Annotated in this window: 12 protein-coding genes; 2 read left to right on the top strand and 10 right to left on the bottom strand. The window is 31.4% G+C overall.

Annotation, left to right across the window (positions count from 1 at the left end; translation table 11 throughout):
- Positions 1-28: 28 nt before the first annotated feature.
- From SSP_RS06665 to SSP_RS06655, 3 genes are read right to left on the bottom strand one after another with little or no spacing between them, the layout of a single operon-like run.
- A complete protein-coding gene (locus SSP_RS06665; protein ID WP_011303095.1) occupies positions 29-1,147 on the bottom strand; it encodes a conserved virulence factor C family protein in 1,119 nt (372 codons plus the stop codon).
- Between the two features lie 15 nt (positions 1,148-1,162).
- Positions 1,163-1,420 (bottom strand): NifU N-terminal domain-containing protein, encoded by a 258-nt coding sequence (locus SSP_RS06660; RefSeq protein ID WP_011303094.1) that lies wholly within the window; start codon positions 1,418-1,420, stop codon positions 1,163-1,165.
- 17 nt (positions 1,421-1,437) lie between these two features.
- On the bottom strand, positions 1,438-1,632 hold the full coding sequence (locus tag SSP_RS06655; protein WP_011303093.1) for a zinc-finger domain-containing protein: 195 nt from the start codon (positions 1,630-1,632) through the stop codon (positions 1,438-1,440).
- Between the two features lie 251 nt (positions 1,633-1,883).
- On the opposite strand from SSP_RS06655, the gene SSP_RS06650 reads away from it, so the two are divergent.
- Positions 1,884-2,588 carry a queuosine precursor transporter gene (locus SSP_RS06650; protein ID WP_002483282.1) on the top strand — a complete coding sequence of 235 codons (705 nt, stop codon included), beginning with the start codon at positions 1,884-1,886 and terminating at the stop codon, positions 2,586-2,588.
- A 16-nt stretch (positions 2,589-2,604) separates the two neighbouring features.
- On the opposite strand, the gene SSP_RS06645 is transcribed toward SSP_RS06650, so the two are convergent.
- Entirely contained in the window at positions 2,605-3,186 is a 582-nt protein-coding gene (locus SSP_RS06645) for an RBBP9/YdeN family alpha/beta hydrolase (RefSeq protein WP_011303092.1), read from the bottom strand.
- Between the two features lie 162 nt (positions 3,187-3,348).
- On the opposite strand from SSP_RS06645, the gene SSP_RS06640 reads away from it, so the two are divergent.
- Positions 3,349-3,756 (top strand): ribonuclease HI family protein, encoded by a 408-nt coding sequence (locus SSP_RS06640; protein WP_002483280.1) that lies wholly within the window; start codon positions 3,349-3,351, stop codon positions 3,754-3,756.
- Positions 3,757-4,031: 275 nt separating this feature from the next.
- Here SSP_RS06640 and SSP_RS06635 read toward each other — a convergent pair whose 3' ends face one another.
- From SSP_RS06635 to SSP_RS06610, 6 genes are all read right to left on the bottom strand, one after another.
- Complete coding sequence (locus SSP_RS06635; protein ID WP_011303091.1) at positions 4,032-4,913, bottom strand: 5'-3' exonuclease; 882 nt, start codon at positions 4,911-4,913, stop codon at positions 4,032-4,034.
- A gap of 20 nt (positions 4,914-4,933) precedes the next feature.
- Positions 4,934-8,374 carry a dynamin family protein gene (locus SSP_RS06630; protein WP_011303090.1) on the bottom strand — a complete coding sequence of 1,147 codons (3,441 nt, stop codon included), beginning with the start codon at positions 8,372-8,374 and terminating at the stop codon, positions 4,934-4,936.
- Positions 8,375-8,821: 447 nt separating this feature from the next.
- Positions 8,822-9,589, bottom strand: a complete 768-nt coding sequence (locus SSP_RS06625; RefSeq protein ID WP_011303089.1) for a peptidoglycan recognition protein family protein — start codon at positions 9,587-9,589, stop codon at positions 8,822-8,824.
- Positions 9,590-9,981: 392 nt separating this feature from the next.
- On the bottom strand, positions 9,982-10,617 hold the full coding sequence (locus tag SSP_RS06620) for an SDR family oxidoreductase (RefSeq protein WP_011303088.1): 636 nt from the start codon (positions 10,615-10,617) through the stop codon (positions 9,982-9,984).
- Positions 10,618-10,882: 265 nt separating this feature from the next.
- Positions 10,883-11,788, bottom strand: coding sequence for an EamA family transporter RarD (gene rarD / locus SSP_RS06615; protein WP_011303087.1), 906 nt, complete (start codon positions 11,786-11,788; stop codon positions 10,883-10,885).
- A 39-nt stretch (positions 11,789-11,827) separates the two neighbouring features.
- Positions 11,828-12,961 carry a THUMP domain-containing class I SAM-dependent RNA methyltransferase gene (locus SSP_RS06610; RefSeq protein WP_011303086.1) on the bottom strand — a complete coding sequence of 378 codons (1,134 nt, stop codon included), beginning with the start codon at positions 12,959-12,961 and terminating at the stop codon, positions 11,828-11,830.
- Between the last annotated feature and the right edge of the window lie 110 nt (positions 12,962-13,071).

Here is a 13,071-nt window from a genome sequence, read left to right as displayed (position 1 = left end):
TCCTTTATAAATTCATATCATCAAATTATTACGATTTATTTCTATTAGCAATTTGTTTCCACACAGAACCTAATGCTTCATCACCATTTTCAATTCTTGCTATTGCCATTTCTATTTGAAGTTTAACTTCATATGCAGGGTCATTTTCATGTGTGCGAAGTGCATCAAGTTGTTCAGGACCGCCTTCATCAAATATAAACATAGCAGCTCGCCATCTTACTATTTTATGGGGATCATCTAATGCTTTTTCCATTTCAGGCAAAGCTTGTTTGAATCCTAAATCGCTTAAACAATCACCAGCTGTTCTTCTGACTGCTGGACTTTTATCATGTAATCCTTTAAATAAATAAGGTAATACTGCTTTATCTTCTATCATACCAAGCAACACGATCGCTTCACGTCTTAATGGTGTTTTCTCTTCTTCACTAACAGCATCACCTAATAATGGGAAATCTCTCTCTGTTGGTGTTGGGAAAGCTTTTAACATTCTTAAGCGTTCTTTCCAATCATCAGTTGCTTGATAAGTCTCAAGCGTCACATGTTGGTATTTTTTTTCAGGAATAACGACATCTGTATTTAAAGCATTTTCTACAAGATGGTTTAAATCTTTTTCAGGATAAAGTGCTAGGATTTCTTCAGTGACTTCAGACATAATATCATCTAATTCACCATAACGTATACCTAAGTTTTCCCATTTACGTTGGAAAACAATATTGTCATCATCTTTTTGAGCTGCAAGCATACTATCAATATACACTTCAGGTAATTGCTTACGTTTTTCTTCGGAACTAGAAGTAAGTTTAACCTGATATGGAATCCCTTTGAACTGAAGTACTTCAGCTTTAACTTCGCCAAAGTGTTCATCTGGTGCTGGTGTATCAATAGATTCAGATTCGTCGCTTAATGTTGCTGTTACTTTAGGTAATAAAACTTCCCAATCATATTTGGGCTTTTTATCTACAGCTAAAAAATCCATAACGTAAAATATAGATTTCACACCATCAACTGCTAATACATCATTGATAAACTTGGGCTGATTATCAAGAATAGTTGTATACGTATTTGACTTATTATCTTTTCTTTTCTCATTCAAAACAATTTTCATTGTGTTGGGACTGGGCGTTGGTTCGACACGTACAATTTCCATTCAGAAAACTCCTTTTTATATTTCTTTTAAGGTTTTAGTTACTTCAGGTAATAGTGTTTCCCACTCATAGTCCGCCTTTTTATCTACGGAGATAAAATTCATTGCTTGGAAAATAGATTTTATTCCTTCGATTTGTAAAATATCGTTAATAAACTCAGGTTGATTATCTTTTACTGCAGTAAAGGTATTCGGTTTGTAATCTTCACCTGATAATTGTAAAACGATTTTCATTGTATTTGGGTTTGGTGTTTGCGATACTTCTAAAATCTCCATAATAAAATGCCTCCTAATTATTGTAACTCATTTCCTAATTGTTTAATTTCTTTGCCGATTGAACATTCATTTATACAAAAATGATGTGCTTGTGTTTTACCTTCTGACTTTCTTATATGATGTTTGAGCAAACATGATTTGCAATAAGTGTTCATTAAATCATCTATTGAAGCCATAGCTTCTTTTTCAGAATAAGTAAGAATGTTTGTCACGCTCCTATATTACTTAAAATATCATATTTCTATCGATTGATTCATTTTATAATGTTTTGACACTTGAAGACATTATATCATTTGTAACTAGGATTGTTTAATCTTTAAATTTATGAAAATAGATATTCAACTTTTTATGTACGATATGAATAAACACACTTGTATTTTTAATTTTTTCTGATAAAATTACTTAGTTGTTTATTTTGCGGTTTCTAAACTCCCGCATTATCAAAATTTAGGAGGAATTTAAATTGTTTAACGAAATATTTGGTGTACTGACATTTTTAGTTACCTTTTTATTATTAGTAGCTATGTATCGCTTGTTTGGGAAACAGGGATTAATCGCATGGATTGCAATTGGAACTGTACTTGCTAATATCCAAGTTCTTAAAACAATCGACATATTTACTATTTCAGCAACATTAGGTAATGTAATGTTTGCTTCTATATATCTTGCCACAGATATTTTAAATGATATTTATGGTAGAAAAGTTGCAAAGCGTGCAGTCTGGATTGGCTTTAGTTCAACACTTGTTATGATTATCGTAATGCAAATGTCGCTGCATTTTACACCATCATCTATTGATACTTCGCAAGGTGCGTTGGAATCAATATTTAATCTTGTGCCAAGAATTGCATTGGGATCAGTGGTTGCCTATATAATCGGACAACATTTAGATGTACTACTCTTCTCGTTAATAAAAAAAGTGTTTAGCTCAGATAAAACATTTATCATTAGAGCATATGGTAGTACGATCATAAGTAACATAATCGACACTGCTTTATTTGTAACCATTGCATTTTATGGTTCAATGCCAAATGCAGCAGTATTTGAAATTTTTATTACTACGTATCTATTGAAAGTAATCTCAACGATATTTAATGTACCATTTGGTTACTGGGCGAAATCCATGTATCGTAAAGGAAAAATTAGTAAATTAGATGAAGGTTATTAAAAAACTCTGAAATTGGTTAAATGCCAATTTCAGAGTTTTTATTATTTAAAATAGCAGCAATTTGATTTTTAAGAAAATCAAAAGTAAGATAACCATCGCAATCTTGGAAGTGTCCATTATGATGCAGTTCGACTGTTTCTGTATTTAATTGTTGAGATAATCGGTTTGTTGCATTTATGTCGACAACTGGGTCATTATCTCCAGCTATGGTCATGATATGTTGCGCATTAATATTTTCAAATTGTACTTGTGTTTGATTGATAAATTGATTCAATTCAGGGAGATTGTGTAAAGGTTCATTGAAACCTGAAATTAAAAACAGCCCTTTTATATTACTAAATACCTTTTCTTTTGATAAATAATTTAAGACAGTAACCACACCCAGGCTATGAGCAACAATGATAGAATCCTTATCGAGTTTATGATTTAAACTATGTTGAATTGCGCTGTCCCAAGCATCTAAATCGGGGTTATTAGTATTTGGTAAATATACGATTTCAGTATGATAATCATAGGATTTCATCTGTGTTGCTAACCATTCAAACCAATGATTTTCGGTGCTAGCTTGGTAACCATGTATGATGAACATATTTTTCAATATAACAGCCTCCTTTAATTCCGACCTTTATAGTATGTTATTTATTATACATCATCTTACGTCAAAATGTCTAAATATCCGATTAGTATCGTTTCACTTATATAGAACAAGTACCATTTGTTTGGTAGTATAAATGTAAATATAGTTATAAGGATGATATGAATGGCGAAAATTTATTTTGATGCTGCAACAGCTGGCAACCCTGGTGAAAGTGCCAGTGCAGTTGTCATTATCACAGAAGAAGAACGATTTCATTACACGAAATCATTGGGTCAAATGGATAACCATAGTGCTGAATGGGCATCGTTTCAGTTCGCGTTGGAATGTGCTATAGCACATAATATAACAACTGGCCTTGTATATACGGATTCTAAACTTATCGAAGATAGTTTTAATAGAGGGAATGTAAAAAATGAAAAATTCAAATCTTACTATAATGAAATTATAAAATTAGAACAAAAATTTGAATTACTCTTTGTTCGTTGGGTACCGAGAAACCAAAATAAAGAAGCGAATCATCATGCAAAACAAAGTTTATATCAAATAACCAAACATAACAAAAAATCATAACGCTATCTAAAGCTACTACAAAGAAGCGGTTATGAATCGAAAAACGAGACTGAGACATTAATAGTTGCCTCAGTCTCGTTTTTAAATAAAGAAATAACTGTATAATCCTGCACTTTATCATCTTATTTGTCGATTCAAAAAAATGAGTTAGGTTTGTAAATTTTTAAATTAGCCACCTTTAATCATTTGGTGCAAAAAAACATTTTCTATCAAAATCTTTTCCTGTGTCTTGCCTACTACATTATTCACATTGTTATGATAGTTAAATTATGAATTTAACTGAAATGTGTGGATAGATATTTACCAGAAACATACAACTCATGTTCTTTACATATATTAAGAATTTTAGTAAGTTCTGTTCCAAATTGCATCTTATCCAGCAAATCGACTGTATTTAAAGGCACTTTGGTATGAATTTCTGCTAATGTTTTTGACAATTTAAGGTTATCGATATTAGCTTCGATTTTAGTTCTTTGACCTGGTGTTAATTGGTCTAATGCATTTAAAACAGATTCTACAGACCCGTGATTTTGAATGAGTTTAATTGCTGTTTTTTCACCAATCCCTTTCACACCTGGATAACCATCAGCTGTGTCTCCCATAAATGCTTTGACATCGATTAACTGTAAAGGATTCAACCCGTATTCACTTTGAAAACGATCTAAAGTATAGCGGTTATAAATATTAAAGCCTTTTTTAGTTAGCCATATTTCTACATTAGGATTAATACATTGCAAAATATCTTTATCACCTGTTACGACATAAACTTGATTTTGATCAGAATATTGTTGTGCAAGTGTACCGATAACATCATCAGCTTCATAATTTTGAACGCCAATATTTACAAATCCAAATTGATTAGAAACTTCTTTGACATAGTCAAATTGTGGAATCAGTTCTTCTGGTGGTGCAGGTCTATTTTGTTTATATCCATCAAACATATCATTTCTAAATGTTGATTTACCCATATCCCAGCACACTGCGACATGAGAAGGCTGTATTTCATTGATAGCGGTAAACACATGGCGAACAAATCCTTGAACACCATTTGTAGGTATACCTGATGAATTTCTCATAAATTGTTTATGCAAACTTGTTGCAAAGAAGTGGCGAAATAATAAAGCCATGCCGTCTATTAGTAATATTTTTTTGGTCATATTGTGTCCTCTTTCTATTTTTACAATAATGCTTTTAATTTTTCGTTTGTTTCTTGTAATTGTTTAATAAGAGCGTCGTCCATTTCAAATGCTAATAGTTCTTGAATTTGATGATGCGCTTCTTTTTCTAATGTTTTGAATTTAGTTTCAGCATTGTAATCCATTGTAGAGACAATGTCGCTCATTGCTTGTTTTAAATTTGCAATACAAGGTGCTAAAAGTGCTATGGTTTCGTGTGTGATTTGTTCTTGAATCGCACTTTGAGATTTAGGTTGCAAAATCGTTTTCTTAGTTAAACCTTTTGGTAAAGCATTGAGCATGGTTTCTAAATCAATTTTTAAATAAGGGTCATCAAGTTCAATAATTTCTTGACTAAACTCAGGTTGTATAAATACATGTACTTGTTCAAGCTTTTGTTTTAATGGTGCAATCTCTGCATGTACTTGTTCATGAAAATACTTCTTGATACGTTCTACTAAAAGGGACTGTTCTAAATATAGACGTTGGTGAATCTGATCTAAGTAAATTTTGGTTGATTGACGTTTTTCATCATTAAAATTACTATTTTTTGTCATTTGTCCATTGTAAATAGATTTAACCTCGTCTTGTAATTGTAGTTTTAATCGTTCATTTAAATGGTATAGTTGATCTTCTACTTCATTTGATGTGCGTTGTTCAGCAATTTGTAATATATTATTGTTGAAAATTGAAGAATTTTTATATTCTTGTAGCTTTTGTTTTCTTTGTTCAATTTGTTTTTTATTATTGTTAAATTCTTCAATCATTTGCTCATAAGCTTCAGAAATATTTTTTAATTGATTTAACATTTGTTGCTGTAAGATATCTTTGGATTCGATTTGAGTAAAGTGCTGAATACTGTCTTGAAGGCGTTTGATACCCTCATTGCCTGATTTCAGTGCTTCTCTACTTGATACTGCAAAAATATCTGAATCCATATTGACTTGACTTAAAGCATCACCGACATACTCAATAACAGCATTTAAATCCTCTTCCGTTTCTGCTAAATCAGTAGCATTGACAATCATTTTAAAGGCCTGATTTTCGTTCAATTGATTCATTTCTTTCATATGTTCAATAAAACGTTTATCATTTTCCGTAAATGAATGATTAAAATAACTAACATAGAGTATTAAATCGGAAGAAGTTAGTACTTTTTCTGTCTCATTCGTATGACGCTGATTATTTGAATGTAAACCTAATGAATCTACTATAATTTTATCTTTCAACCATTCTAAAGGTAAATTTAGATGAACTGTATTAACAAACGTTGCATATTCATCCTCTGCACTCCACTTTTTAATTTCATCTTGTGCAATCGTATGTGTTTGCCCATCTTTGAGCATGTCTTGGTACATATCGTAATGCTTTTCAACAGCGTTCACAAAAGCTAACTTATTTTTCTCTAATGTTGCTTTCAATTTATTCGTGTTTTTAGATAGAAAATCTTCAATTGTTTTAAATGTTTTATTTTCTACTTGAAACACATGATTTAATTCTTCTAATAATTGTTTAGAGGATTTTAATGTGATTTGGCTTTCATGACCATAAGTTAATTCGGTCATTGCAGCTGTCGTTGGGTTGGGCGAACTCACTAAGTATGCATCTCCTAAGAGTGCATTGATTAAACTACTTTTACCTGCACTAAATGTGCCAAAAACACCAATTTTTATTATTTTCTTATCTAATCTCTTAAGCGTTTCTTCTATATCTGATTTTGTTTGTTCGAATAATGGCACATCTTTTATGGTATTCAAGGCATTTTTAATATTTTGAGTATTATTGGAATGCTTCTGCTGTTTACTTACATCAGATTTTGTTTGTTTCTTTAGATTAGTTTTGTTGTTTTTCGGTGTGAAAGTAATTTCTTTTCTATCTATCAATTTATCAAGAGAATCGTCCATGTGAATATAGTAATGCATATAGTTTTGTGTTTCTAATGACTCTCTTAAGCTACGCATTTCTATAAACTTCTCATAATCATTGTAATCATCTGCTTGTTCTGTACCAATATCATTAGCTTGCGCATGGCTTATAGCTTTTTTAAATAATGGATCTGATGCTTTAGCAATATGTTGTTTAAGTGCTTTCATCAAATCGTCGCAGAAAGTTAATACATATTGATTACTAATCGTTATTTGCATTTGATATAAATCGTTAATCAATGATGAAGGGATAGTGTAATGTTGATTTAAAATCTCATCATTTATATCAGATGAATTGATGAATCTCGTTAAAAATGACATATCTTCTCTTAATGGTTGTCGTATTTCTTGATTAACTTTATCTTGTAAGTGTTCTAAGACTGTAGTTAATCGTCGTTGTTGTTCTTCTTCTGTCTTTTTCTTTTTATTAAATAATCCGCCAACACTAAAATCTTTTGTGCGACTTTCTAAGTATATTCTGATTTTTTCTCTTGTGTCATGCGTCATGATATAAGCATTATCGATGATTGCTTTTCTCTTTTGCTTTAAAAAATCATATAATTCTTCAGGATTGTTTAGCAGTTTGGCTTCTTCACTAACTACCTGATGTTGTTTGAAATTAAGATAAGCTTGATCAAAATCCGCTTCATTAATATCTAACTTATCTAGTAAATCCTGAATTTCATATTGTACATAAGATAATTGTTCGTTAGTAATAAATTTAACAATGTGTTCTACAAAAGCAGCTATAGATTCACGATGCGTATCTTTCTCTATTAAATAATTAGAAAGTGACGTGATTTCATTATGCTCATGTTCATATTTTGAAACGTAAAATGTTTGATCTAGGTCGATTTCCCACTCATTGATGGATTTATCTACACGACGCTTAAATGTTTCGAAACTAATTTCTTCTTCATTATGCTTATCTATCTGATTTATCACAAATACGACTGGTACACCTGCTTGATTAAGTTGTTTCATAAACTGAAAGTTTAATGCTGATTGTACGTGATTATAATCTACAGTATAAAATAATATATTACTTGTATACATAAATTCTTCAGTGCTAGATTGGTGCGTTGCAACATTTGAATCTACCCCAGGTGTATCTTGTAATGTGAAGCCTTTATTAAACTTAGTTGATGGAAATTTAATTTCAACAGATTCTACATCGAAATTCTCGCGATTCATTTGTTTCACTTCATCGTAGTTATTTAAGATTGTGTATTGTTGATGGCTTAAATTAGCAATGATACCAGGTTGTTCAGCAACAGATACAATTGCGGTATTACTAGTAGTTGGTACAGGTGAGCTTGGTAAAATACTTTCTTCTAATAACAAATTGATTAATGTGGATTTACCAGCCGAGAAGTGACCAACAAATGTCGCTGTATATTGTTCTAAAAACACCTTTTTAATAACCTGATTGATAATGTGAACCAGTCTATCGTTTTTAGATTTTTCTACTTCTTTTTTTAATTTATATAAAATATCGAGTTGCTCAGTATTAGACATCTTTCGTATCCCCTTTATTACTTATATGTAATTAATCCTTATTGTATAACAAATGATTGCATGTCTAAAGTAAGTATTTGAAATTAAATTGTTTCATTGCAAATTTTATCAAACAACTTAGAACTTTTTTGAAGTTAATTAGCATTAGTCATTGAATAAATAATTACTTAAAGTGACAGTCTATATTTTTATGCACCATATTCAATTTATGACATTACAAAATTATTTATTGTCATGCTAACTACACCATATTTTAAATATATTCACTTTACATCTCAAAACAACAGGGGCATTTGTTTATGCACCCCACTTTTAACATTGGATATTATAGCTATATAAGAAAAGGCTATTTTGTTGAACTATAAATAACACTTTTTTTAAGTATCTTAATTATCCACTGTATTTTATTATGAAATAATTTAGTGCAAATGAATGACTAGGCATAACTTACATATGATTATAATGATAGGTCACTAGTTTGAAAAATTGTTGCATATCATATCCCCATTTTCCATAATAAGCGATAGTATCAACATGTGTCGTACCTCCCCAATACTGTCTTACTGCATTATGACTAATGATTGTACCTATCCCCTTATTCTTATCTGCAAAGCTAGGGGTCAAACCATTTTGTTTTAACATATATGCAGCAAGCCACGCTTGATTATTTACTGATCTTGCAAAGTCGTCAAATGTATAAGCACGCACAACCTCTATCTGATAAAAATATGGATTAGTCGCTTTGCCTGCACCCCAAACGTAGTATTCAGATGGTGCGGTAAGATGAATTTCTTTGTTATCTACAAATGCATGTACAAAGGCAGTGTTATATGTGTCATACATCCGATCAACCCATTGTTGTAGCGTTCGATTATCTTCGCCTACTTCATGAATGACAACACCTTTATAAGTACCATATTTATATGGCAATTTAGGAAGTGTATTCATTCTACTGTCCTTTATCACGTTTGAGTGATTTATATTATTTTGAATTATATATTGATTGACATCGGGGTAATTAATAAGTGTTGAAGTATCTTTATTTTGGGAAGGCTGATTCGCATTTAGTAATGTATCATTTATTTTAGTAGTTTGTGTCATCACAGCAGAATGAGACTCATTAAAATTTATTAACGGATTTGTGGCATAAGTAGTAGGAGCGAAAATAACTGACGTTAAAATTAGGGAGACAAACAGCAAAAATATTTTTAACATAGAATAAAACTCCTTTCGATTTTTTTAAATAAAAAATATTGTACAATACAATAATTATAATACTCCAAAAAACCATGACTACAAGTGTATTATTCGACCTTGAAAACGCTATATATAAAATTATGTGTATTCATGCGCTCTGTCGTTGCAATAATATGGACTTGCATGGAATTCGACAAATTAGTGAATTTAAAGATGTTGAAGTAGCAGTGAAAATGCTACGACTTCAATAAGTTAATATTTAAAATTATAATCATGCGCTAAGGATGGTTTAAACATAAAAAAACTGAAACATTAATTTATGTCTCAGTCTTTTTTATCAATTTATTAAGTTATTAGTAATTATGCATGTGCTTTAGCTTGAATCATAATTATTTTAAAATTGACTTATTCTACTTCCATCTAGGTTTGTCAAAATCAGTATTGGGTTTATTAATCCCTATATTATCTCTTGAATAAAGGGCTGGATCTTTAGCAATTTGTACTGCAATGGCTGCCACACTCTTTCTAGAAACTTCTGTCCCTTTAAAAGGTTCATCTTTTTTGGTGATTTCATAATCGATTTCGTTCGTATGTGTTAACCAGGCAGGTCTAAAAATAGTGTAATCTAAATCAGTTTGTTCAATGATATCGGCTGCTTTTCTATAAATTACTAAATAATCACTAATTTGATCTTGTACCCATAATCCGAAATTCCCTGGTACTTCATTATATATACCAATGGAAGTAACGAAAATAAGTCTTTTGACATTATTCGCATTCATTGCATCTACAATGGTCTGTGCTTCTTTATCTAATTCACCAGATAACGAAGCTAAAACGATATCAACGTCTTCCATAGCACGATTTACATCTTCAAAATTTGTTGCGTCACCTTCTCTAACGCGTATACGATCAGAAGCGTAATCAGGTAATCGATTTGCATCTCTTAAAAATAAGCGCAAAGTATAGGAAGTGTTTTCTAAAAATGAATTGATCGCCGCTTTAGAAACAGCACCATTAGCGCCCAATATTAATACTTTAGTCATTTAATCACTCCATTTCTTTTATTGTAATACGAGATATGTTGTCCATATCGTTTATAAGATATTTTTAGGTTCGTTTATATTATAATTATAAATGCTTGAAAGTTCACATTTTCTGTTTAATGACACTTCATAGTACTCACAATATTATAGTTATCCTATTTCTAACTACTTAAACGTAATCAATGAATTCGATTGTATACGCTTAGATTTTAAGGTATTAAAAAAGCCTCTTATTCGCAACGACGAACAGAGACTTTTAGTAAGGCTAATGAATGATCGGATTTTTATCTTTCTTAATTTTAAAATATTGAGAAATACTATATATAATAATACCAATCCATATAAATACAAATGTGATTAATTGATCAATATCAAATGGTTCTTTGAATAAAAATATTCCTAGTATAAACATTAAAGTTGGTCCTATGTACTGAATAAAACCAGTTAAAGATAAAGGAATACGTCTTGCACCTGCCGAGAACAAAATAAGTGGTACAGCTGTAACCGCACCTGAAAAGATTAACCAAAATGAAGAACTATTCATCCCAAAAGATAAACCACCATTTTGCCAAATATACCATAAATAAATGAATCCAGCGGGAGCAGTAACAATACATTCAATTGTAATGCTACTTATTGCATCGATAGGGACTATTTTTTTAATTAATCCATAGACACCAAAAGAACCTGCAAGTAACAATGAAATGCCTGGGAAGACGCCCATTTTCAACGTCATATAGAGTACTCCGATAACCGCTAGGCCTATGGCTATCCATTCAAGCTTATTAAAACGTTCTTTTAAAAATATAAGCGCCAACAAAATACTGACCAGTGGATTGATATAATAACCTAAACTTGACTGAAGTACATGTCCATTTGTAACGGCCCATATAAAAGTACCCCAATTTATTGTAATAACATAACCCGCTGCAATGATAGCAATAAGTTGGATAGGATTTGTAAAAAGTTGTTTAATATCCCGTTTAAATGGAGCCATATTTTTCGTTATGATTAAGATGAATAACATAAACACCATCGATAATACAATTCTAAATGCTAATATTTCAAATGCACCAATATCACTAATTAATTCCCAATATATAGGGAGTATACCCCAAAGAATATATGCTCCGAACGCAAAGAAAAAGCCTTTTTTAAATTCTGTATTCAATTGAGTCACCGCTTTCCAAAATACTAATTGCACTAAAAACTAAGAACGAGGCTTTTTGTCTCCCCAATATTGGTAATATGTACATTCAATATAACCATTAAATAGTTTTCTACGTTTAGTCGCTTTTTTATTTACTAAAAATTCGAATTCTGTACTACTTGTAAGAATATATGTAGATAGTTGCGAATGTTGTTGCATAAGTTCTCCGATGTAGCGGTACATTTCTTCTACTTTATCTCTATCCCCGATACGTTCACCATAAGGTGGATTGCCTATTAAAGCCATAGGTTTATCTTCATCAATGGTAAGTGTATTAACATCTTTAACACTAAACTGAATGATGTCGGCTAATCCAACTTCTTCTGCATTTCTTCGTGCTATTTCTATCATTTCAGGATCGATATCAGATGCATAAATTTCTAATTTACGGTCATAATTCGCTTGTTGATCAGCTTCATCTCTCATTTCATCATATAAACGATCTGGCATAATATCCCAATTCTCAGAAACGAAATCACGGTTAAATCCAGGCGCAATATTTTGAGCGATTAAACATGCTTCAATTGCTATCGTACCAGAACCACAAAATGGATCCACTAAAGGTGTGTCACCTGTCCAGTTCGCTAAACGGATAAGGCTAGCAGCAAGTGTTTCTTTGATAGGAGCTTCACCTTGCGCTAAACGATAACCACGTTTATTTAAACCTGAACCAGAAGTATCTATAGTTAAAAGTGCATTATCTTTTAAAATGGCTACTTCAATTGGATATTTAGCGCCCGTTTCATTTAACCAGCCACTTGCTTGATATGCACGTCTCAAACGCTCAACGATTGCTTTTTTCACGATGGCTTGGCAATCAGGTACACTAAATAATGTAGATTTAACACTTCGACCTTGTACTGGGAAATTACCATCTTGTTCAATGAGCGTTTCCCAAGGTAGTGCCTTTGTTTTTTCAAATAATTCATCAAAGGTTGTGGCTTTAAATTGGCCAACAACAATTTTGATTCTATCTGCTGTGCGTAACCATAAATTACATTTAACAATGGCAGTTTCGTCGCCTTCAAAAAAGATTCTACCATTTTCAACAGTTGTGTCGTAACCTAATTCCTGAATTTCCTTAGCTACAACTGCTTCTAATCCCATTGGGCATACTGCTAGTAATTGATACATTGTTTTGCTCCTTCTTTATAATGATTTGCTTTTATTTTATCAAAAGTTATTTTAAATAGATATGACATTGCCTAAAGATGTGTATGGAACGTAGGTTTTTAATAGATTAT

Source organism: Staphylococcus saprophyticus subsp. saprophyticus ATCC 15305 = NCTC 7292, assembly GCF_000010125.1.
GTDB classification, from domain to species: Bacteria; Bacillota; Bacilli; order Staphylococcales; family Staphylococcaceae; genus Staphylococcus; species Staphylococcus saprophyticus.
This window is presented reverse-complemented; position numbering and strand designations above follow the sequence as displayed.